This is a genomic window from Streptomyces sp. RG80 (assembly GCF_040446465.1).
Classification (GTDB): domain Bacteria; phylum Actinomycetota; class Actinomycetes; order Streptomycetales; family Streptomycetaceae; genus Streptomyces.
The window spans coordinates 602,348-623,753 of the sequence record NZ_JBEAAJ010000004.1 but is presented as its reverse complement, the minus strand read 5'-3'; the positions used below and the strand labels follow the sequence as shown (position 1 = coordinate 623,753).

General features: G+C 70.8%; 18 protein-coding genes. 8 read left to right on the top strand and 10 right to left on the bottom strand.

All coding sequences use genetic code 11. From position 1 onward, the window contains the following. Positions 1-14: 14 nt before the first annotated feature. The 3 genes from ABKA17_RS16985 to ssd are packed head-to-tail and all read right to left on the bottom strand — an operon-like array spanning position 15 to position 3,329. A complete protein-coding gene (locus ABKA17_RS16985) occupies positions 15-884 on the bottom strand; it encodes a type II secretion system F family protein (RefSeq protein WP_353692881.1) in 870 nt (289 codons plus the stop codon). 31 nt (positions 885-915) lie between these two features. Further along, positions 916-2,229 carry a TadA family conjugal transfer-associated ATPase gene (locus ABKA17_RS16980; protein ID WP_353692880.1) on the bottom strand — a complete coding sequence of 438 codons (1,314 nt, stop codon included), beginning with the start codon at positions 2,227-2,229 and terminating at the stop codon, positions 916-918. After that, positions 2,226-3,329 (bottom strand): septum site-determining protein Ssd, encoded by a 1,104-nt coding sequence (ssd, locus tag ABKA17_RS16975; protein WP_353692879.1) that lies wholly within the window; start codon positions 3,327-3,329, stop codon positions 2,226-2,228. The genes ABKA17_RS16980 and ssd overlap by 4 nt, the downstream gene beginning before the upstream one ends. A gap of 583 nt (positions 3,330-3,912) precedes the next feature. Here ssd and ABKA17_RS16970 point away from each other — a divergent pair. Continuing rightward, entirely contained in the window at positions 3,913-4,746 is an 834-nt protein-coding gene (locus ABKA17_RS16970; protein ID WP_353692878.1) for an HAD family hydrolase, read from the top strand. A 399-nt stretch (positions 4,747-5,145) separates the two neighbouring features. Here the strand turns inward: ABKA17_RS16970 and ABKA17_RS16965 are convergent, their stop codons facing one another. Then, complete coding sequence (locus tag ABKA17_RS16965; RefSeq protein WP_353692877.1) at positions 5,146-5,970, bottom strand: Fic family protein; 825 nt, start codon at positions 5,968-5,970, stop codon at positions 5,146-5,148. Positions 5,971-6,071: 101 nt separating this feature from the next. On the opposite strand from ABKA17_RS16965, the gene ABKA17_RS16960 reads away from it, so the two are divergent. Further along, positions 6,072-7,052, top strand: a complete 981-nt coding sequence (locus tag ABKA17_RS16960; protein WP_353692876.1) for an ATP-binding protein — start codon at positions 6,072-6,074, stop codon at positions 7,050-7,052. A 42-nt stretch (positions 7,053-7,094) separates the two neighbouring features. Here ABKA17_RS16960 and ABKA17_RS16955 read toward each other — a convergent pair whose 3' ends face one another. Continuing rightward, on the bottom strand, positions 7,095-8,366 hold the full coding sequence (locus tag ABKA17_RS16955) for a polysaccharide deacetylase family protein (protein ID WP_353692875.1): 1,272 nt from the start codon (positions 8,364-8,366) through the stop codon (positions 7,095-7,097). 296 nt (positions 8,367-8,662) lie between these two features. Here ABKA17_RS16955 and ABKA17_RS16950 point away from each other — a divergent pair, with 296 nt between their 5' ends. Then, positions 8,663-11,137 carry a bifunctional SulP family inorganic anion transporter/carbonic anhydrase gene (locus tag ABKA17_RS16950; protein WP_353692874.1) on the top strand — a complete coding sequence of 825 codons (2,475 nt, stop codon included), beginning with the start codon at positions 8,663-8,665 and terminating at the stop codon, positions 11,135-11,137. 104 nt (positions 11,138-11,241) lie between these two features. Here ABKA17_RS16950 and ABKA17_RS16945 read toward each other — a convergent pair whose 3' ends face one another. Together ABKA17_RS16945 and ABKA17_RS16940 are read right to left on the bottom strand one after the other, a co-directional pair. Further along, positions 11,242-11,889: a hypothetical protein gene (locus ABKA17_RS16945; protein WP_353692873.1), complete on the bottom strand. Its 648-nt coding sequence runs from the start codon at positions 11,887-11,889 to the stop codon at positions 11,242-11,244. Beyond that, positions 11,886-12,491, bottom strand: coding sequence for an RNA polymerase sigma factor (locus ABKA17_RS16940; RefSeq protein ID WP_353692872.1), 606 nt, complete (start codon positions 12,489-12,491; stop codon positions 11,886-11,888). Before ABKA17_RS16940 ends, ABKA17_RS16945 begins: the two co-directional genes overlap by 4 nt. Before the next feature lie 243 nt (positions 12,492-12,734). Between ABKA17_RS16940 and acs the strand changes: the two genes are divergently transcribed. From acs to ABKA17_RS16915, 5 genes are all read left to right on the top strand, one after another. Further along, entirely contained in the window at positions 12,735-14,693 is a 1,959-nt protein-coding gene (gene acs / locus ABKA17_RS16935; protein ID WP_353692871.1) for an acetate--CoA ligase, read from the top strand. A gap of 164 nt (positions 14,694-14,857) precedes the next feature. Further along, entirely contained in the window at positions 14,858-16,294 is a 1,437-nt protein-coding gene (gene nhaA, locus ABKA17_RS16930; protein WP_353692870.1) for a Na+/H+ antiporter NhaA, read from the top strand. A gap of 58 nt (positions 16,295-16,352) precedes the next feature. Then, positions 16,353-16,841, top strand: coding sequence for a phage holin family protein (locus tag ABKA17_RS16925; RefSeq protein ID WP_353692869.1), 489 nt, complete (start codon positions 16,353-16,355; stop codon positions 16,839-16,841). Beyond that, a complete protein-coding gene (locus ABKA17_RS16920; protein ID WP_353692868.1) occupies positions 16,838-17,764 on the top strand; it encodes an alpha/beta fold hydrolase in 927 nt (308 codons plus the stop codon). Before ABKA17_RS16925 ends, ABKA17_RS16920 begins: the two co-directional genes overlap by 4 nt. A gap of 261 nt (positions 17,765-18,025) precedes the next feature. Continuing rightward, on the top strand, positions 18,026-18,208 hold the full coding sequence (locus ABKA17_RS16915; protein ID WP_095046639.1) for a hypothetical protein: 183 nt from the start codon (positions 18,026-18,028) through the stop codon (positions 18,206-18,208). A gap of 28 nt (positions 18,209-18,236) precedes the next feature. On the opposite strand, the gene ABKA17_RS16910 is transcribed toward ABKA17_RS16915, so the two are convergent. The 3 genes from ABKA17_RS16910 to nth form a co-directional block, all read right to left on the bottom strand. Continuing rightward, entirely contained in the window at positions 18,237-19,436 is a 1,200-nt protein-coding gene (locus tag ABKA17_RS16910; RefSeq protein WP_353692867.1) for a MarP family serine protease, read from the bottom strand. Positions 19,437-19,484: 48 nt separating this feature from the next. Next, positions 19,485-20,174, bottom strand: a complete 690-nt coding sequence (locus tag ABKA17_RS16905) for an NUDIX hydrolase (protein ID WP_353692866.1) — start codon at positions 20,172-20,174, stop codon at positions 19,485-19,487. 73 nt (positions 20,175-20,247) lie between these two features. After that, positions 20,248-21,192, bottom strand: a complete 945-nt coding sequence (gene nth, locus ABKA17_RS16900; RefSeq protein WP_353692865.1) for an endonuclease III — start codon at positions 21,190-21,192, stop codon at positions 20,248-20,250. Between the last annotated feature and the right edge of the window lie 214 nt (positions 21,193-21,406).

The following is a 21,406-nucleotide window of genomic DNA, read 5'->3' as shown; positions in this document are numbered from 1 at the left end:
ACGGGACCCCGCCCTCACACCGCCTCCGCCCCGTGCACGATCCGCAGCGCCCACCACGTCCCCAGCCCTTCCAGCAGGCCGCCGATCACCAGGCAGCCCAGGCCGGGACCCGTGTGCAGCAGAACGTGGAGCGGGTCGGAGCCGAGGGCCGTGCCCAGGAGCAGGCCGAGGGCCGGCAGTCCGGCGAGCATCACGGTCGTGGACCGGGAGCCCGCCAACTGGGCGCGCAGATCGGCACGTTGGTCCCGCTCCGCGCGCAACGCCGCCTCCAGCCGGTCGAGTCCGGCGGCGAGGCCCGCGCCCCGGTCCACCGCGACCCGCCAGCACGCCGCGAGACCCAGCAGCCCGTCCGCCCCCGGCTGTCTCGCGGCCCCGGCGAGAGCAGCCGGTACGTCACCGCCGAACCGGGCCGCCGCCAGCACCGCGGACTGCGCCTCGCCGAGCCCGTCGGAGTCCCGCGTGGCACACAGCAGCGCCTCTCCCGGCTGTCGCCCGGCCCGCACCTCCCCCGCAAGCGCCCCGCACAACGCGATGACCGCGTCCCCTCGGCGCTCCCGGGCCCGGCGCGCCTCCCGGGCCAGCCGCACCCGCCGCAGCAACGGCACCCCGGCGACCCCCGCGACGAGCGGCAGCACCGAGGCACCCAGCACGGAGAGCACCAGTCCCGCCGCCACCGACCACCACTCGCTCCCCAACCGCCGCACCCCGTCGGTCAGTCGACGCCAGGAGGGCTTCGGTGGCCCCGTCCCGACCGCCCCACCGACCCCGGCGAGCAGCAACTCGGCCCGCCGCGTCCCCGAGCGCCGTCCGACCGAGAGCCAGACCGCCGCCACGCCGCACAACAGGGCCGCGCCCGCCGACACCGCGCTCATACCGGTCGCCATCCCGTTCCCCGCCCTTCGACACCTCGGCCCCTCATGTCCGCACGCCTCCTGTCGGCCCCGCGACCCCGAGCAGCCCCCGCAGCCGCTCCCACCCGCGCTCGTACGCGAACGCCTCCGCGCCCCACCGCAACGCCGGCACCGTCCGCACCAGCCCCGACGGATCCCGCTCCAGCACATGCACCTCGGCGATCCGCCGCCGCCCGTTCCGATCCCGGGCGAGGTGCAGGACCACCGACAACGCCGCCGCCAACTGGCTGTGCAGCGCGGCCCGGTCGAGCCCGGCGGCCGTTCCCAGCGCCTCCAGCCGGGCCGGTACATCCGCGGCCGCGTTGGCGTGGACCGTGCCGCAACCGCCCTCATGGCCCGTGTTCAACGCGGCCAGCAGATGGACTACTTCAGGCCCTCGCACCTCGCCCACGACCAGCCGGTCCGGCCGCATCCGCAGCGCCTGCCGCACCAGGTCCTGAAGGGTGACGAGGCCCGCACCCTCCTGGTTGGCGGGTCTGCTCTCCAGCCGTACGACGTGCGGGTGCTCCGGCCGCAGCTCCGCGGAGTCCTCGGCGAGCACGATCCGTTCGCCCGGTCCGACGAGCCCCAACAGGGCGCTCAGCAGCGTCGTCTTGCCACTTCCCGTGCCGCCGCTGATGAGGAAGGACAGCCGCGCCTCGATCAGCGCCCGCAGCACCCGGTCCCCGCCCGGCGGCACGGTGCCTGCCGCCATCAACTCGTCGAGGGTGAACGCGCGCGGCCGTACGACCCGTAGCGCCAGGCAGGTGCAGTCGACGGCCACCGGCGGCAGCACCGCGTGCAGGCGTGTCCCGTCGGGCAGCCGGGCGTCCGCCCAGGGCCGCGCGTCGTCGAGCCGGCGTCCCGCCACCGCGGCCAGGCGCTGCGCGAGCCGTCGTACGGCGGCGGCGTCGGGGAACGTGACGGTGGTCAGCTCGAGCCCACCTCCCCGGTCCACCCAGACCCGGTCCGGTGCCGACACCAGTACGTCGGTCACGGACGGATCGGCGAGCAGCGGCTCCAGCGGGCCACTGCCGACCAGCTCGGAGCGCAACCGCTCGGCGGCTCCGAGGACTTCGGCGTCCCCGAGCACCCGCCCCTGCTGCCGCAACGCCTGTGCCACCCGCGCGGGCGTCGGTTCGGCCCCACTCTCGGCGAGCCACTGCCGTACGCCGTCGAGCAGCCGCGGGGTCAGATCCGCACCACCCGACCGCCACGCCTCGGAAGCCCCACCGCCCGACGCCCGCCACGCCTCGGAAGCCCCACCGGCTGCAAAACCCGCCGAGGCCTCGGGAGGTCCGGCGCCGACCATCCGTCCCGTTCCGGAGTACGCGTTCATGCCGCCTCCACCAGGGCCCGCTCCCAGAACTCCTTGCAGAACCGCGCCAGCGGCCCCCGTCCGGCACCCGGCGGGGTCCTGCTCTCGTGCGGCCGGACCAGGCCCGCCTCCAGGGGCACCTCACCCACCAGCGGCAGTCCGAGCAGCCGTGCCACCTCCCGGTCGTCGAGTCCGGGCGCGCGCGGCCCGCGCACGGCCACCCGCAGATCGCGTACGACCATGCCGACCGCGGAGGCCATCCGCCCGGCCGCCGCGACGGCCCGGAGTTCGGCGGGGACCACGAGGATGCCGAGGTCGAGCTGGGCGAGGGTCTCGGCGACGCCGTCGTCGATGCGGCGCGGCAGGTCGACCACGACCGTGCCGCCCCGGCGGCGGGCCGCGGCGAGGACCGCGCGGACGGCCTGCGGCGGGACGGCGACACAGTCGCCGCGGTCCCAGCTGAGCACCCGCAGGGAGTGCAGCTCGGGCAGCGACTCCTCCAGGGCGCCGCCCCCGACCCGGCCGCGCGAGGCGGCGAAGGCGGGCCAGCGCAGCCCTTCGGCGGTCTCACCGCCGAGCAGTACGTCGAGTCCGCCGCCCAGCGGATCGGCGTCCACCAGCAGGGTGCGCAACCCCTCCCGCGCGGAGGTGACGGCGAGGGCGCACGCGAGCGTGGACGCTCCGGCGCCGCCGCGGCCGCCGATGACGCCGACGGTGAGGGCGGGCCGGCCGACGCCCTCGGCGACGTCGGCGATCCGGTCGACCAGCCACTGCTCCCCGTCGGGCAGCATCAGGACGTGGTCGGCGCCGATCTCGACGGCCCGGCGCCAGACCCCGGAGTCGTCCTGGTCCCGTCCGACGAGCACCACGCCGCCTCGGCGGGCGGCTCCGCGCACCCGCCGGGCGGCGTCGTCGCCGACCAGGACGAGCGGCGCGGCCTCCCAGCGGCCTCTCGCCTCCGGCACCCCCGGATGGACCTCCGGCGTGGCGCCGGCCGCCGCGCACAGGCGCAGCAGGTCGTCGAGGAGCACCGGGTCGTCGGTGACGATCAGCGGTTCGCCCTGGCGCCCTCCGGTGCCGTGCGGCGGATCGTGTGTGACGGCTGCGGCCACGATTTCCATCCCCCTTCGCTGCATCTCGCGCCGGCCACGAGGGCCCCGCGATTCCCAAACGTGTGAAGAACCGGCAAGCGGCCCCATATGAACGGCCGATAGGAACCGGCCAAACACGGCCGACTAACCGGAACCGGCCATCAAGTCGGCGTCGGCGGGCCGCGCTGGAATCACCGTGCAGCGATGCCGGAAATCTTGTGGATCTTGGTCGATAACTGTGGACAACTCAGCCGTTGTGAATATCGCCGTCACCCATGCCGGTGCACTCCGCACCGGCGTCTGTGCGAGTTCCGCAGAGCAGTGCGACAGCTACGCACAGTGACGGATCATGGGCATGCGAAAGAGGCGGCCGCAGCCGCCTCGACACGACGTAGAGCCGCACAGGGACACACAGGGAAACGGAAAAACCCACCCGGACATGCGACGACCCCCACCGGGGGGGAGAGTGGGGGTCGTCTCCACGGCCGACTCGGGGGGGGAGGAGCCGGGCCGGGTTAGCACGGTCGCGAACGATCCGTGACTTCCATGGTGTACCCGAGAGCCCTCTCAGGCAAACCCACGCGCCACACCTTACGCCGAATGGGCTGCGCCTATGCTCGGGGTCGTGGAAAACCACTCCTTGCCCCGCACAGCGGCCTTCTTTGACCTGGACAAGACGGTCATTGCGAAGTCGAGCACGCTCACGTTCAGCAAGTCGTTCTACCAAGGCGGACTGATCAACCGCCGGGCCGCCTTGCGTACCGCGTATGCCCAGTTCGTCTTCCTCGTGGGCGGTATGGACCACGACCAGATGGAACGAACCCGCGAGTACCTCTCGGCACTCGTGCGCGGCTGGAACGTCCAACAGGTGAAGGAGATCGTGGCCGAGACCCTTCACGACCTGATCGACCCGATCATCTACGACGAGGCCGCCTCCCTCATCGAGGAGCACCACACCGCGGGACGCGACGTCGTGATCGTGTCCACGTCGGGCTCCGAGGTGGTCGAGCCGATCGGCGAACTGCTGGGCGCGGACCGGGTGGTGGCAACCCGGATGGTCGTGGGCGAGGACGGCTGCTACACCGGCGAGGTGGAGTACTACGCCTACGGCCCGACGAAGGCCGAGGCGATCAAGGAGCTGGCCGAGTCCGAGGGGTACGACCTGGAGCGCTGCTACGCCTACAGCGACTCGGCGACCGATCTGCCGATGCTCCAGGAGGTCGGCCACCCCCACGCCGTGAACCCGGACCGGGCGCTGCGCCGCGAGGCGGTCGCGCGCGGCTGGCCGATTCTCGATTTCCACCGGCCGGTCCGGCTCAAGCAGCGGCTCCCCGCGTTCTCCGCACCGTCCCGTCCGGCGCTCGTCGCGGCGGCGGCCATAGGAGCGGCGGCGGCCACCGCGGGGCTCGTCTGGTACGCCAGCCGACGCCGGGCGACGGTCCTCTGACCGGCGGATGTGACCGGCAGATGCCCGTTTGATGACTGTTTGAGAGTAAAAGTAAAGAACTGCTGCCAGGGCTTCCGCTTGCCCCGGACCAGGAGTACAAAGGAGTCAACGGCCCGCGAGACCAAGGACATCCGAGAGGATCACCTTAATAACGCATTTGGCCCCACGGACCGCGCATGAGCATCGAGCACCCACGCGACGTCGACCCGTCGATTACGGGCCAGCCGCACCAGGTGACGGGCCAAGTTCCCGACCTGATGGGCAAAATATCGAGGACGCTTGGTAACCCGGTGAACATGCCAGCGGCGGTACGAATCCTCGTACCGCCGCAACCCTGTTCAGGCCCTCCTTCGGGAGGGCCTTTTCTGTAACTACAGTTACGCCCTTCTGTAATTACAGTTACGCCGCCCCGCGCTGAAGCGCCTCGCAGACCGCCGTCGACTCACGCGCGCCGAGCACGACCGCGTTGCCGCAGTGCGCGATCCAGGCGGCCATGCCCTCCGGGGTCCCGGAGACATAGCCCTCCAGCGCCGACAGATAGGCCGCCCGGCCCGGCTCGGCGTGACCGACCTCCGCCGGGCAGATGGACTTCGGGTCGAGGCCGCTGCTGATCAGCACGATGCGTTCGGCCGCGCGCGCGACGAGACCGTTGTGGGAGGTGAAGGGCCGCAGGGCGAGGATCTCGCCGTGCACGACGGCCGCCGTCACCAGCGCGGGGGCGGAACTGCCCGCGATGATCAGCCCGGAGAGGCCGTCCAGCCGGCCGTGCACCTCGGCGCTGTCGGGCAGCGCGAGCTCGATCAGCGGCTCGTCGACCGGCTCACCCGCCTGGCGCGGGCGCCCCACCTCGTCGCCCTTGGTCGCGGCCGCCACCAGGTGCAGCCGGGCCAGGACACGCAGGGGCGACTGGCGCCAGATGGACAGGAGTTGGCCCGCCTCGGCGGTCAGTCTCAGGGCGGCTCCCACGACGCGCGCCTCGTCGTCGCCGCTGAAGTCGGAGCGGCGGCGCACCTCTTCGAGCGCCCAGTCGGCGCCGGACAGCGCCGCCGAGCCACGGGCTCCGCGCAGGGCCGCCTCGGAGGTGACCGCGGTGCTGCGGCGCCGCATGATCCGGTGCCCGTAGACCCGGTCCACGGCCTTGCGCACGGACTCCACGGAGTTGGCCACGCCGGGCAGCGAACCCAGGGTGGCGAGCGGATCGGCAGTCGCGCCTGTCGTACTCATGAGTACGACATTACGCAACCGAGGCGCGCACCCCACGAAGGAGTGGTCTTCTTCACGCACGCCTGCCACGTACAGCTATCGCCCCACTACCCTTCGTGAACATGAAAATTGCTTTCGTCGGGAAGGGCGGCAGCGGCAAGACGACGCTGTCCTCCCTGTTCATCCGCCATCTCGCCACCACCGGCGCACCGGTCGTCGCCGTCGACGCCGACATCAACCAGCACCTGGGCGCCGCCCTCGGTCTCGACGAGGCGGAGGCCGCCGCGCTGCCCGCGATGGGCGATCGACTGCCGCTGATCAAGGACCACCTGCGCGGCACCAACCCGCGTATCGTCTCCGCCGAGACGATGATCAAGACGACCCCGCCGGGCGAGGGCTCCCGGCTGCTGCGGGTGCGTGAGGACAATCCGGTCTACGACGCCTGCGCCCGGCCGCTGGAACTCGACGGCGGCGCCGTCCGTTTGATGGTCACCGGCCCCTTCACGGACGCCGACCTGGGGGTCGCCTGCTACCACTCCAAGACGGGAGCGGTGGAGCTGTGCCTGAACCACCTGGTGGACGGGCGTGACGAGTACGTCGTGGTGGACATGACCGCCGGCTCGGACTCCTTCGCCTCCGGGATGTTCACCCGCTTCGACATCACGTTCCTCGTCGCCGAGCCGACCCGGAAGGGGGTCTCCGTCTATCGCCAGTACAAGGAGTACGCCCATGACTTCGGCGTCGTGCTGAAGGTCGTCGGCAACAAGGTGCAGGGTCAGGACGACCTCGACTTCCTCCGCGCCGAGGTCGGGGACGACCTGCTGGTGACGGTCGGGCACTCGGACTGGGTGCGCGCCATGGAGAAGGGCCGGCCGCCCCGGTTCGAGCTCCTGGAGGACGTCAACCGCCGCACCCTGCGGCAGTTGCAGACCGCCGTCGACGCGACGTACGACCTGCGTGACTGGGAGCAGTACACGCGCCAGATGGTCCACTTCCACCTGAAGAACGCCCGATCCTGGGGCAATGAGCGCACCGGGGCCGACCTGGCGGCGCAGGTCGACCCCGGGTTCGTGCTGAGTGAGAGCGTCGCGGCGAACGCCTGAGGGCCGCTTCCTAGAAGGCCGGCTCCCGGACGACCGGAAGACTCACTGCTTGGCCGCCGGCGCTCCGGGAACTCCCTTCGGGGCCGGGGCGGGGCGGCCCGAGAGGAAGGTCGCCCAGTCCTCCTTCGGGGCCTGGCCGACGCCGAGGGTCCGCAGCTTCTCCAGGGCCTCCGGGTCCTGGGCGTCCAGCCAGTCGGCGAGCTGCCGGAAGGAGACACAGCGCACGTCGGGCTTGTTGCAGACCTGCTCGATGGTCTCCTCGACGGCCCGCATGTAGGTGCCACCGTTCCAGGACTCGAAGTGGTTGCCGATGATCAGGGGCGCGCGGTTGCCGTCGTAGGCCCGGTGGAAGCCCTTGAGCAGGCTGTCACGCATCTGGTCGCCCCAGAAGGCGTGCTTGTTCGGGTCGCCGTACATCGTGCCCGACTGGTTCACGGCGAAGTTGTAGTCCATGGTGAGCTGCTCGAAGGAGTGCCCGCTGAACGGCACGAGCTGCATCGACAGGTCCCACAGGCCTTCCTTCTTCTTCGGCCAGAGCTGGTCGTTGACACCGCTGGTGTCGTAGCGGAAGCCCAGCTCGCGGGCGGCCTTCATGAAGTTCTTCTGGCCTTCCAGGCACGGGGTGCGGGCGCCGATGAGCTCCTTGTCGTAGTCGAAGGGGAGCGGGGCGGCGTTCTTCATGCCGGTGGTGGTCTTCCAGGACTTCACGAACTGCTTGGCCTGGGCGATCTCGTCCTTCCACTCCTCGACCGACCACTGGCCGACCCCGCCGCCACTGCCGCAGAAGTGGCCGTTGAAGTGGGTGCCGATCTCACTGCCCTCCAGCCACGCCCCGCGCAGCTGCTTGACGGTCTCGGCGATGCCCTTCCTGTCGTTGAAGCCGATGTCGGAGCGGCCCGGGGAGTGCTGCGGGGGCTTGTAGAGGTCACTCTTGTCCTCGGGGAGCATGTACACGCCGCTGAGGAAGTACGTCATCGTCGCGTTGTTCGCCTTGGCGACCTTGCGGAAGTGGGAGAACAGCTTCTGGCCGTCCTCGCCCGCGCCGTCCCAGGAGAACACCACGAACTGCGGGGGCTTCTGACCGGGCTTCATCCGTTCCGGTCGGGGCAGGTGGGGCTGCGCACCGGTGTACGCGGTGGAGCCGTCGCCGATCAGGCGGACCGCGCTCTTGGGCGGTGCCTGGGCCGGCTTGGCCTTCTGCGGGCCGAGGGCCCCTTTCTCGGCACCGTCGGTGCCGATCGCGCAACCGGCGAGCGATGCGGCACAGACCGCGGCGACCACGGCGCCGGCGGCGATCCTCTGGGTGGCGGCCATGTTCCGCCCACCTACTTCCTTCTCTCGGGGCCAACGACAGCGCCGCCAAGCTCGCACGGGGCCCGGAAGGAATTAGTACGACAAGCCGATCAAATATCCGCATCACCCTGATGAGTGACTTATTAGCCTATTTGCCAGGAAAGTCTATGCCTGGCCTTTACTCTGAATTACGATTCGTTTACCGAGCGTTGATTCATCCCGCCGCTGCACGCCGTGACCCACGGCCGCGACCCGCCCCCCGCCCGCCGGGGGACCACCTGATCCGCGACCGCGCTGCCCCGGAGGAGACGGGAACCATGTCCGCCTGCGTCCCCACCCGCGCCACCGACCCGAGTCGGAACAAGCGCATCCACCGACCCCACAGTCCACCGCCGTCCCGGCCCCGCCGCTTCCGTGTCGCGGGCGCCGATGTGTCGGCCTCGATCGCGGTCTTCCTGATCGCCCTGCCCCTGTCCCTCGGCATCGCCCTCGCCACCGGCGCGCCCCTCCAGGCAGGCCTCGTCGCCGCCGCCGTCGGAGGACTCGTCGCCGGCTGGCTGGGCGGTTCCCCGCTCCAGGTCAGCGGTCCCGCGGCCGGCCTGACGGTCGTCACCGCCGACCTGATCCACCGCTACGGCTGGCGTACCACCTGCGCCATCACGGTCCTCGCGGGCCTGGCCCAACTGGGCCTCGGCTGCCTGCGCGTGGCGCGCAGCGCGCTCGCCGTCAGCCCCGCCATCGTGCACGGCATGCTCGCCGGCATCGGCGTCACCATCGCCGTCGCCCAGCTGCACATCGTCCTCGGTGGCACCCCGCAGAGCTCCGTCCTGGCCAACCTCCGGGCGCTGCCGGCCCAGTTGGCCGAGGTGCGCCCCGCCGCCGTGTCGGTGAGCGCGCTGACCCTGGCCCTGCTGCTGCTCTGGCCCCGGATTCCGGGCCGGGTCGGCTCCGTCCTGCGGAAGATCCCGGCCGCGCTCGTCGCCGTCGCCGGAGCCAGCGCGACCGCCGCTTTCGCCGGGCTGACGCTACCCGAGGTCGACCTTCCCTCGTGGAGCAGCCACGCCCTGGCCGGACTCCCCGACGGGCCGGTGCTCGGCCTAGTCGCCGCCGTGCTGACCACCACGCTGGTGTGCAGTGTGCAGTCGCTGCTCGGCGCGGTCGCCGTGGACAAGATGGCGGCCGGGCGGCCTGGCCTGACCGGCCGCGTCAGACGCTCGAACCTGGACCGTGAGCTGCTCGGTCAGGGCGCCGCCAACATCGTCTCCGGTTCGCTCGGCGGGCTCCCGGTCGCCGGGGTCGCCGTGCGCAGTGCGGCGAATGTGAACGCGGGTGCCGTGAGCCGGAACTCCACGATGCTGCACGGCGTTCTCGTAGTGATCGCCGCGCTGCTGATGGTCCCGGTGCTCGAGCTCATCCCGCTCGCCTCGCTCGCCGCTCTGGTGATGGCCGTCGGCATCCAGATGGTGTCCCTGCACCACATCCGCACGGTGACCCGCCACCGCGAGGTCCTGGTCTACGCCGTCACCACCCTCGGCGTGGTCGTCTTCGGTGTCCTGGAGGGCGTCACGCTCGGCATCGCCGTGGCCGTCGCCGTCGCCCTGAACCGTCTCGCCCGTACCCGTATCACCCACGACGAGCTGGAAGGAGTCCATCACGTACACGTACGAGGACAGTTGACCTTCCTCGCCGTGCCCCGCCTCAGCCGGGCTCTGCATCTCGTGCCCCAAGGTGCCCAGGTCGTCGTCGAGTTGGACGGCTCCTTCATGGACCACGCGGCGTACGAGGCACTTCACGACTGGCAGAGCACCCACACCGCGCAGGGCGGCACCGTCGAACTGACCGGCCGTCGTGCCGGGGTCCGGATCGCGGAGCCCGGGGAGGTCCCCGCCGCCCACACCGCGCTCGGGGTGGGAACCGGTCGCGGAAGCGCCCTCGGAGCCCGACCGGGCGCCGGGTCCACCGACCCAGCCACCTCAGCCGGTTGCCGGTGCAGCCCCTGGACGCCCTGGCGCAACCACCAGTGCGAGGACCCTCGGTCCGGGTCGTCGTCCGGCGGAGACCCGGGCGAGTCCGGCGCCCCGCCCCAGACCGGCGGTGTCGGCGGGACCGGCCCTTCCGGTCCCAGTGGGCATGAACTGGCGCGCGGTATCAGCGCGTTCCAGCGGCACACCGCTCCTCTGGTGCGGAGCGAGCTCGCGCGGCTGGCTCGGGAGGGTCAGCGGCCCTCGCAGCTCTTCCTCACCTGTGCCGACTCGCGGCTGGTCACCTCGATGATCACCTCCAGTGGTCCGGGCGACCTGTTCGTGGTGCGCAACGTGGGCAACCTCGTCCCGCTGCCCGGCGAGGAGAGCGGCGACGACTCGGTGGCGGCCGCGATCGAGTACGCGGTGGACGTGTTGAACGTACGGTCGATCACCGTGTGCGGGCACTCCGGGTGCGGCGCCATGCAGGCGCTGCTCAACTCCGAGCCCGGAGGCGCCCGGACGCCGCTCAAGCGGTGGTTGCGGCACGGGCTGCCCAGCCTGGAGCGGATGGCCGACGACAGCCGGCCGTGGGCCAGGCTCGCCGGGCGGGCGCCCGCGGACGCGGTGGAGCAGCTGTGTCTGACCAACGTGGTCCAGCAGTTGGAGCATCTGCGCGCGCACGAGTCCGTGGCCCGGGCGCTGCGGGAGCGGGCGTTGGAGCTGCACGGGATGTACTTCCACGTGGGCGAGGCGCAGGCGTATCTGCTCACCGGGGTGAGCGGGGACGAACTGTTCGACCACGTGGAGGCGGCGGACGTCCCGGCGTGAAGCCGGGGCTGGCGGCCCCTGCCATGAGGGCCGCCAGCCCCACCGCCGGACCCACGCCAGAGCCCCACCCTCGGCCCCGCCGTCAACGCCCTGCCCGCGCCCGGTCAGCGCCCGACGGACGAAGGGGAAGCGGTCAGCTCCACGAAGTCCCTGTCGGCCGCCGTCGGCACACAAGGCTTGATCGCACCCTTGACCGCGTAGAAGGCCAGAGCCGTCTCCTTCCCGCCGTCGCCGGTCCGGTGGTTCTCGAAGGCCACGGTGTCGCCGGGACGGAGAGTGATCCGCCAGCCCTCGCCGGGGTGAACGGGCCTGCTCTCCGGCAGCTGCTCACCGCGTGGCTGGCGGCACAGGTGGTCGTCGTCGAGGTTCGCGATGTCCACGTGGACCCGGCTGGGCCGGAGCCGCTCGGCGAGTTCGCGCTGGGACTCGAGCGTGGGGGCCAGGTCCTCGAGGGTGAGGGTGACGCTGCCGTCGTCGTTCCGCTCCACCGCGTACGCCGGTGCGTCGGCCGGTGAGCCCGGCACCAGCACCGTAGCGAGACCGGCCACGGCACACACTCCGGCGGCGAGGGCAAGCCGACGGCCCGTGGACAGCCGACGCCGTACGGCGGACGCAAGGTCGGCAGGCGCCAGGTCGGGAGTCACAAGGGCAGGGGGCGCCATGACAACAGACGTCGGGACGGCCTCCCGGCGCTCGATCTCCCCCCGCAGCTCCGCGAGCAGCCGGTCCTCGAACGTGGTCTTCGTGCTCATGCCTCTCCCCCGGTTGTTTTCGTGACGTACGACAGGTGCGTCCCGCGTGGATCCGGCGCCGCCGAATCCGTCTGCTCGCGCAGCGACTTGCGGGCCCGGTGCAGCCGCACCCGTGCCGCGACCTGGCTGATGCCCAGCGCGGCCGCCGCCTCGGCGAGCGTGAGCTGGTCGACCGCGATGAGTTCCAGAACGGCTCGCTCCCCCGCGGGGAGCCGTTCCAGGGCGGCGAGGGCGCGGCGGCCGGGGCTCTCCGCGTCGAGCTTGTCCTCCAGGCGGGCGATGTCGTCCGCCTCCAGCAGGCGCCGGCCCGAGATCCGCCGGTCCCGGACCGTCTCGCGGGCCACACGCCGGCGTTCCGAGGAGACGACGTTGCGCGCGATGCCGTAGAGCCACGCCGTCTCGCTGCCCCGGCCGGGGCGGTAGGTGTGGGCGGAGTCCAGGACCGCCAGGAAGATCTCGGCCGTGAGGTCGGCCACGGTGTGCGGGTCCACGACACGCCGGGCCACGAAAGACGTCATGGCGTCCACATGGCGCCGGTAGAACTCCTCGAAGAGCTCAGGGTCGCGGACCGCCGCCTGCGGCCCACCCCGTATCCCTTCCACTCGGAACTCCTTTCTCGCGGGTGGCGTTACACCCGTACTTGGGCCGGAGTGTGAGAGGCGTTACAGATCATGAACTCTGCCTGGTCGGCGTACGTGGGTACGAATGAGCCCGGCCGCCGAGCTTGACGAAGGAACGGACCCTCACAGGTCTAAACCAATTTTCAAACGGCCCTTGTCAGACACCCTCCGGTCTGATGAGCTGTGGCCTGGGACACAACGGACACCCTGGGAAAGGGAGATGTCGTGAGCAACGAAAGCCTGGCCAACCTCTTGAAGGAGGAGCGTCGCTTCGCGCCGCCTGCTGACCTGGCCGCGAACGCCAACGTCACGGCCGAGGCGTACGAAGAGGCCAAGGCTGACAGGCTCGGCTTCTGGGCCACGCAGGCCCGTCGGCTGACCTGGGCCAAGGAGCCGACGGAGACGCTGGACTGGACGAACCCGCCGTTCGCCAAGTGGTTCAAGGACGGCGAACTCAACGTCGCGTACAACTGCGTCGACCGGCATGTCGAGGCGGGCAACGGCGACCGGGTCGCCATCCACTTCGAGGGCGAGCCGGGCGACAGCCGGGCGATCACCTACGCCGAGCTCAAGGACGAGGTCTCCAAGGCCGCGAACGCCCTGCTGGAGCTGGGCGTGCAGAAGGGCGACCGGGTCGCCGTATACATGCCGATGATCCCGGAGACGGCGATCGCGATGCTGGCCTGCGCCCGCATCGGCGCCGCGCACTCGGTCGTCTTCGGCGGCTTCTCCGCGGACGCGCTCGCCACCCGCATCCAGGACGCCGACGCCAAGGTCGTCATCACCTCCGACGGCGGCTACCGCCGCGGCAAGCCGTCCGCGCTCAAGCCTGCCGTCGACGAGGCGCTCACCAAGGTCGACAACGTCGAGCACGTGCTCGTCGTGCGCCGGACCGGGCAGGAGGTCGCCTGGGACGACAGCCACGACGTGTGGTGGCACGAGATCGTGGAGCGGCAGTCCGCCGAGCACACCCCCGAGGCGTTCGAGGCCGAGCAGCCGCTGTTCATCCTCTACACCTCGGGAACGACCGGTAAGCCCAAGGGCATCCTGCACACCTCCGGCGGCTACCTCACCCAGGCCGCGTACACCCACCACGCCGTCTTCGACCTCAAGCCGGAGACCGACGTGTACTGGTGCACGGCCGACGTCGGCTGGGTCACCGGGCACTCGTACATCGTCTACGGGCCGCTCGCCAACGGCGCCACCCAGGTCATGTACGAGGGCACGCCGGACACCCCGCACCAGGGCCGCTTCTGGGAGATCGTGCAGAAGTACGGCGTCACGATCCTCTACACGGCCCCGACGGCCATTCGTACGTTCATGAAGTGGGGCGACGACATCCCCGCGAAGTTCGATCTCAGCAGCCTGCGGGTGCTGGGCTCGGTCGGTGAGCCGATCAACCCCGAGGCGTGGATCTGGTACCGCAAGCACATCGGCGCGGACCGGACGCCGATCGTGGACACCTGGTGGCAGACCGAGACCGGCGCGATGATGATCTCCCCGCTGCCGGGCGTCACCGAGACCAAGCCGGGCTCGGCGCAGACCCCGCTGCCCGGCATCTCGGCCACCGTGGTGGACGACGAGGCGCAGGAAGTCCCCAACGGCGGTGGCGGCTACCTGGTCCTCACCGAGCCGTGGCCGTCGATGCTGCGCACCATCTGGGGCGACGACCAGCGGTTCCTCGACACCTACTGGTCGCGCTTCGAGGGCAAGTACTTCGCCGGTGACGGGGCGAAGAAGGACGACGACGGCGACATCTGGCTCCTCGGTCGCGTGGACGACGTCATGCTCGTCTCCGGCCACAACATCTCTACGACGGAGGTGGAGTCCGCGCTGGTCTCCCACCCCTCCGTCGCCGAGGCCGCCGTCGTCGGTGCCGCCGACGAGACCACCGGGCAGGCCATCGTCGCCTTCGTGATCCTGCGTGGCACGGCGAACGCCGAGGACGAGAACCTCATCGCCGACCTGCGCAACCACGTCGGCGCCACCCTCGGCCCGATCGCCAAGCCCAAGCGGGTCCTCCCGGTCGCCGAGCTGCCGAAGACCCGCTCCGGCAAGATCATGCGCCGGCTGCTGCGGGACGTCGCCGAGAACCGTCAGCTGGGCGATGTCACCACCCTGACCGACTCCACGGTCATGGACCTCATCCAGGCGAAGCTCCCGGCGGCGCCGAGCGAGGACTGAGATCCCGTCCGCTGAAACGGGTGCCCGGCGTGAAAGCGCGCCGGGCACCCCTTTTCGGTAAGCTAACTTAGGTAAGCTAACGAAAACAGCGTGACTCCGAAGGTGTGCCGGGAAGTCTGGTCGGCGAGCAGCTCCGCCCTACCCACCGACCGGAGGACCCCCCGATGGCCGCGCCCCGCACCCCCCACCACCGCAAAGTCCTCGGACGGCTGTCCCTGCCCGAGCGGACCTTCGTCGGGGATGCGCTGCGCACCGAGACCGTCGGCGGCGTACTGCTCCTCGTCGCCGCGATCGCGGCCCTGATCTGGGCGAACGTACCCGCGCTGCACGACAGCTACGAGAGCGTCAGCCACTTTCACCTCGGCCCCGAAGCCTTCGGCCTGCACCTCTCGATCGCCCACTGGGCGGCCGACGGCCTCCTCGCGATCTTCTTCTTCGTCGCCGGGATCGAACTCAAGCGCGAGCTCGTCGCCGGTGACCTGAAGGACCCCAGGGCAGCCGCGCTGCCCGTGGTCGCGGCCCTGTGCGGGATGGCCGTACCGGCCCTCGTCTACGTCCTGACCAACCTCTCCGGCGGCGGATCGCTCCAGGGCTGGGCGGTCCCCACCGCCACCGACATCGCCTTCGCGCTGGCCGTGCTCGCGGTCATCGGCACCTCCCTGCCGAGCGCCCTGCGCGCCTTCCTGCTCACCCTCGCGGTCGTCGACGACCTCTTCGCGATCCTGATCATCGCGGTCTTCTTCACCGCCGAGATCGACTTCGCCGCGCTCGGCGGCGCGGTGCTCGGCCTGGTCGTCTTCTGGCTGCTGCTGCGCAAGGGCGTACGCGGGTGGTACGTCTACGTGCCGCTCGCGCTCGTCATCTGGGCCCTGATGTACAACAGCGGCGTCCACGCCACCGTCGCGGGCGTCGCGATGGGCCTGATGCTGCGCTGCACCACCCGGGAGGGCGAGCAGCACTCCCCGGGCGAGCACATCGAGCATCTCGTACGTCCGCTCTCGGCGGGGCTGGCCGTCCCGATGTTCGCCCTGTTCAGCGCCGGTGTCTCGGTGTCCGGCGGTGCGCTGGGCGATGTGTTCACCAAGCCGGAGACGCTCGGAGTCGTCCTCGGGCTGGTCGTCGGCAAGGCGCTCGGGATCTTCGGCGGGACCTGGCTGACGGCCCGCTTCACCCGGGCCGCGCTCAGCGACGACCTCGAGTGGGCCGACGTCTTCGCGGTGGCGACCCTGGCCGGCATCGGGTTCACCGTGTCGCTGCTCATCGGCGAGCTGGCCTTCGACGGCGACGCTGCACTCACCGGCGAGGTCAAGGCGGCCGTACTGCTGGGCTCGCTCATCGCGGCGACCCTCGCGACCACGCTGCTGAAGATCCGCAACGCCAAGTACCGCCGGATGGTCGAGGCCGAGGAGCGCGACGACGACCTGGACGGCATCCCGGACATCTACGAGGAGGACGACCCGGCGTACCACCTGCGCATGGCCGCGATCCACGAGAGCAAGGCCGCCGAGCACCGCCGGATCGCCGAACTGAAGGCCGCCGAGCGACAACGGCTTGCCGAAGTGACGGGCGGGGCAGGCGAGGAGGACGACCGTCGGGCATGATCTGACGGGACGGTACAAAAGACGAATCCTTACGCAGGACGAATCCAGGGAGAACGCGATGAGCGCACCCGACGGCAGCCCGGTCGGCGCCGAACGCAGCATCGGCCAGCTGTTCGCCTCGGCGACGACCGAGATGTCCGCGCTGGTGCACGACGAGATCGCGCTGGCCAAGGCGCAGCTCAAGCGGGACGTGAAGCGCGGCGCGACGAGCGGCGGCGCGTTCATGGTGGCCGGCGCGGTGCTGGTGTTCTCCCTGCCGATGCTGAACTTCGCCCTCGCGTACGGCATCCGGACCTGGAGCGACTGGAACATGGCGGTCTGCTTCCTGCTGTCCTTCGCGGCCAACGTGCTGATCGCGGGCCTCCTCGCGCTGATCGGCGTGGTCTTCGCGAAGAAGGCGAAGAAGGGCGGCGGCGCGCAGAAGACGGCCGCGTCGATGAAGGAGACGGCGAGCGTTCTGCAGAAGGCCAAGCCGCATCCGCGGCCCGAGCTGACGCAGGACCGTGTGCCGGAGGCCATCGAGGCTGTGGCACGCTCGTCGTCATGACCGACCCCGCCACACCTGCCTCAGTAGTACGACCGGACGGGCCCTGGACCCATCGCGAGGTGGCCGCCAACGGTGCGCGCTTCCACATCGCCGAGATGGGCGACGGCCCGCTGGTCCTGCTGCTGCACGGTTTCCCGCAGTTCTGGTGGACGTGGCGGCACCAGCTGCCCGCGCTGGCCGACGCCGGGTTCCGGGCCGTCGCCATGGACCTCAGGGGCGTCGGCGGCAGCGACCGCACCCCGCGCGGCTACGACCCGGCCAACCTCGCCCTCGACATCACCGGCGTGATCCGCTCCCTCGGTGAGCCGGACGCCGCGCTGGTCGGCCATGACCTGGGCGGATACCTGGCGTGGACGGCGGCCGCGATGCGCCCGAAGCTGGTGCGGCGGCTCGCGGTGTCCTCGATGCCGCATCCGCGGCGCTGGCGCTCGGCGATGCTGTCGGACGTCAAGCAGACGCGTGCCGGTTCCTACATCTGGGGGTTTCAGCGCCCCTGGGTGCCGGAGCGGCAACTGACCGCGGACGACGGCGCGCTGGTGGCCCGGCTGATGCGGGACTGGTCCGGCCCGGTGCTGCCGGACGACGACGCGGTGGAGACGTACCGCCGCGCGATGTGCATCCCGTCGACGGCGCACTGCTCGATCGAGCCGTACCGCTGGATGGTGCGCTCCCTGGCCCGTCCCGACGGCATCCAGTTCAACCGCCGTATGAAGCGGCCGGTGCGGGTGCCTACGCTGCATCTGCACGGCTCACTGGACCCGGTCCTGCGGACCCGCAGCGCGGCCGGCTCCGGCGAGTACGTCGAAGCCCCCTACCGCTGGCGCCTGTTCGACGGCCTCGGCCACTTCCCGCACGAAGAGGATCCGGTCGCTTTCTCGGCAGAGCTCATCAACTGGCTCAAGGATCCGGAACCCGACCGGTGACCGGCGTCCGCGCGGAGATCGGCTGGGGGTCCGGGGGTCGGCCCCCGGGAAAGCACAGTCCGCACGAGGAGGATCCGGTCGCTTTCAGTGCAGAACTGATCAATTGGCTGAAGGATCCCGAACCCGATCGGTGACCGTGTGGGCGCGCCCGGTATTCGGAACTGAACACCTGTCCTACGAACAGCCAATTGCCTGGCGCATAGGCCAATTGGGGGCCCTGGGGGCGGTTATCGACCTTGGGGCAGGGGCACACGTCGGGGTATGGGCTGGACGCACGACTACAGTGACGCAGCACGCAACCGCCGCTCGGGCCACGGTCTGAGCCCCCACCAGCGAGGAGGGGCCCCGCAGATGCAGGGCACGGACCTCCGGGTGGGCATTCCGCACATCCTGCGCCGCCGGGCCCGCTGGGTCTCGGTGCGCCTGCGCCACCCTCGAGGCTGACGCCCTTCTCGGCAGGGCCGAGCAGGACTCACAGCGCGCAGCTGTCGCTGTCCACCTGCTGGTTCGCGGTGCGCCCCTTGACGATGTCCTCCTCGATCTCGTCCGCGGTCAGCGCGTACCCGGTGGCGGCGTTGTCCAGGGACTTCGCGAAGACCACGCCGTACACCTCCCCGTCGGGGGTGAGCAGCGGGCCGCCGGAGTTGCCCTGGCGGACGGTCGCGTAGAGGGAGTACACATCGCGGTGCACGGTGCCGCGGTGGTAGATGTCCGGCCCGTTGGCCGGGATACGGCTGCGCACACGCGCCGCCCGGACGTCGTACGCGCCGTTCTCCGGGAAGCCCGCGATGATCGCGCTGTCGCCGCTCTTGGCGTCCGTGGACGTGAACTTGAGGGCGGGCGCGTCCAGGTCGGGCACGTCGAGTACGGCGATGTCGCGCTCCCAGTCGTACAGGACGACCGTCGCGTCGTACTTCCTGCCCTCGCCGCCGATCTGGACGGTGGGCTCGTCGACGCCGCCGACCACATGCGCGTTGGTCATGACGCGGCGCTCGGCGAAGACGAAGCCGCTGCCTTCGAGGACCTTGCCGCAACTCTGCGCGGTGCCCATGACCTTGACGATGGACTGCTTGGCGCGGGCGGCCACCGGGCTGTTCGCGAGGGCCGGGTCGGGCGGCTGGACCTCGTTGATCGGCTCGTTGGCGAACGGGCTGAAGACCTGCGGGAAGCCGTTCTGCGCGAGGACCGAGGAGAAGTCCGCGAACCAGGTGTTCGCCTGGTCGGGCAGCGCCCGCGCGACACCGAGGAGGATCTTGGAGTTACGGACCTCCTTGCCGAGCGTCGGCAGGGTGGTACCGGCGAGGGCGGACCCGATCAGCCACGCGACCAGGAGCATCGCGACGACGTTGACGAGGGCGCCGCCGGTGGCGTCCAGGGCGCGGGCCGGGGACCAGGTGATGTACCGGCGGAGCTTGTTGCCGAGATGGGTGGTCAGGGCCTGGCCGACGGAGGCGCAGACGATGACCACGACGACCGCGACGACCGCGGCGGTCGTGCTGACCTCCGCGTTGTCGGTGAGGACGTCCCAGACGACGGGGAGCAGATAGACGGCGACCAGGCCGCCGCCCATGAAGCCGATCACCGACAGGATGCCGACGACGAAGCCCTGGCGATAGCCGACGATCGCGAACCACACGGCGGCGAGCAGCAACAGGATGTCCAGCACGTTCACCGGTTCAGGCCTCGCCTCATCACACGACACAACACGGCAGACACCCTGTCATGACCGCCAGTCGAGCGGGACCTGCTTCTCCCGGTCCCAGGGGCGCTCCCAGCCCGAGAAGTGCAGCAGACGGTCGATGATCCCGGCCGTGAAGCCCCAGACCAGCGCCGATTCGACCAGGAATGCCGGACCTCGGTGGCCGCTGGGGTGGACGGTCGTGACCCGGTTGTCGGGGTTCGTGAGATCCGCCACGGGAACCGTGAAGACCCGTGCCGTCTCGTTGGGGTCGACGACTCCGACCGGGCTCGGCTCGCGCCACCAGCCGAGGACCGAGGTCACGACGAAGCCGCTGACCGGGATGTAGAGCTTGGGCAGCACACCGAAGAGCTGGACACCGGCCGGGTCGAGCCCGGTCTCCTCCTCGGCCTCGCGCAGGGCGGCCCTGAGCGGCCCGTCGGCCTTCGGGTCGCCGTCCTCCGGGTCGAGGGCACCGCCGGGGAAGGAGGGCTGCCCGGCGTGGGACCGCAGCGAGCTGGCCCGCTCCATGAGCAGCAGCTCGGGTCCGCGGTCGCCCTCGCCGAACAGGATCAGCACGGCCGACTGCCGTCCCGCCCCGTTCGCCGGCGGCAGGAACCTGCTCAGCTGCACCGGCTCCACCGTCTCGACGGCGTCCACCACCGGGTCCAGCCAGTGCGGCAGGCCCTCCTTGCTGAGTGCCACGCCCTGTGCGTTGCTCGCGCGTGTCATCGCCACCCCCGTCCTTGCGAGTCCAACGCCTCGAGGCCCCGAGATCGTTCCTGGGAGCGTGCCCGACGGCGTGTCATCCAGCCCCCAACGGCGGCGCGGGTTTCCCGCCCGCGTCCAGATACGCCTGCGGAGGGTTGAGCCGCTGCCCAGGGAAACCGCCCTTCTCGTACTTGAGGAGCTTCGTCGCCTTCTCCGGGTCCGTCTCGCCCTCGCCGTACGCCGGGCAGAGCGGGGCGACGGGGCAGGCGCCGCAGGCGGGCTTGCGGGCGTGGCAGATTCGGCGGCCGTGCCAGATGACGTGGTGCGAGAGGTCCGTCCAGTCGCTCTTGGGGAACAGCGCGCCGATCGCGGCCTCGATCTTGTCGGGGTCGGTCTCGGCGGTCCACCGCCAGCGCCGCACCAGCCGCTGGAAGTGCGTGTCCACGGTGATGCCGGGTCGCCCGAAGGCGTTGCCGAGGACGACGAAGGCGGTCTTGCGGCCTACGCCGGGCAGCTTGACGAGGTCCTCCAGCCTGCCGGGCACCTCACCGCCGAAGTCCTCCACCAGCGCCTTCGACAGCCCTATGACCGACTTGGTCTTGGCCCGGAAGAACCCGGTCGGGCGGAGGATCTCCTCGACCTCCTCGGGATTGGCGGCGGCCAGGTCCTCGGGGGTCGGGTACTTCGCGAAGAGGGCGGGGGTCGTCTGATTGACCCTCAGGTCGGTGGTCTGGGCGGACAGCACCGTGGCGACCACGAGTTGGAAGGGGTTCTCGAAGTCCAGCTCGGGGTGGGCGTACGGATACACCTCCGCGAGCTCGCGGTTGATCCGGCGAGCGCGGCGCACCAGCGCGGTGGGCGACTCCGTCTTCGCGGGCTTGACGGCGACGGTCTTGGCCGGAACCTTTCCCGCCGCAGCCTTCTTCACGGGGACCTTCTTCTCGGCAGCCTGCTTCACCACCGCCGGAGCCTTTTTCACCGCAGCCTTCTTTGTCGCTTTTGCCGTTTTCTTTCCGCCACCGGGGTCCTGTTCGCCCACAGCGGAATCCCGACGTACAACCACCCGCCCAGCCCCCTTGGCCTGTGCTCTCACCGGCGATTTGGACACCCGGCCAGCCTAAAGCCCGGCACCGACAATCGCCCCGGACCCAGGAGATCGGCCCCCGATTGGACCCCTGCCGCTTACCTCGGGACATGTGTGCGGCATCCTTGTGACAGATCACACTGTTTGGACCGTCCGGCAAAATGGGGAA

Coding starts and splice junctions, on each gene's coding strand:
- ABKA17_RS16985 (WP_353692881.1), bottom strand. CDS start 884: ATGGCGACCGGTATGAGCGCGGTGTCGGCGGGCGCGGCCCTGTTGTGC.
- ABKA17_RS16980 (WP_353692880.1), bottom strand. CDS start 2,229: ATGAACGCGTACTCCGGAACGGGACGGATGGTCGGCGCCGGACCTCCC.
- ssd (WP_353692879.1), bottom strand. CDS start 3,329: ATGGAAATCGTGGCCGCAGCCGTCACACACGATCCGCCGCACGGCACC.
- ABKA17_RS16970 (WP_353692878.1), top strand. CDS start 3,913: ATGCTCGGGGTCGTGGAAAACCACTCCTTGCCCCGCACAGCGGCCTTC.
- ABKA17_RS16965 (WP_353692877.1), bottom strand. CDS start 5,970: ATGAGTACGACAGGCGCGACTGCCGATCCGCTCGCCACCCTGGGTTCG.
- ABKA17_RS16960 (WP_353692876.1), top strand. CDS start 6,072: ATGAAAATTGCTTTCGTCGGGAAGGGCGGCAGCGGCAAGACGACGCTG.
- ABKA17_RS16955 (WP_353692875.1), bottom strand. CDS start 8,366: ATGGCCGCCACCCAGAGGATCGCCGCCGGCGCCGTGGTCGCCGCGGTC.
- ABKA17_RS16950 (WP_353692874.1), top strand. CDS start 8,663: ATGTCCGCCTGCGTCCCCACCCGCGCCACCGACCCGAGTCGGAACAAG.
- ABKA17_RS16945 (WP_353692873.1), bottom strand. CDS start 11,889: ATGAGCACGAAGACCACGTTCGAGGACCGGCTGCTCGCGGAGCTGCGG.
- nhaA (WP_353692870.1), top strand. CDS start 14,858: ATGGCCGCGCCCCGCACCCCCCACCACCGCAAAGTCCTCGGACGGCTG.
- ABKA17_RS16925 (WP_353692869.1), top strand. CDS start 16,353: ATGAGCGCACCCGACGGCAGCCCGGTCGGCGCCGAACGCAGCATCGGC.
- ABKA17_RS16920 (WP_353692868.1), top strand. CDS start 16,838: ATGACCGACCCCGCCACACCTGCCTCAGTAGTACGACCGGACGGGCCC.
- ABKA17_RS16915 (WP_095046639.1), top strand. CDS start 18,026: ATGGGCTGGACGCACGACTACAGTGACGCAGCACGCAACCGCCGCTCG.
- ABKA17_RS16905 (WP_353692866.1), bottom strand. CDS start 20,174: ATGACACGCGCGAGCAACGCACAGGGCGTGGCACTCAGCAAGGAGGGC.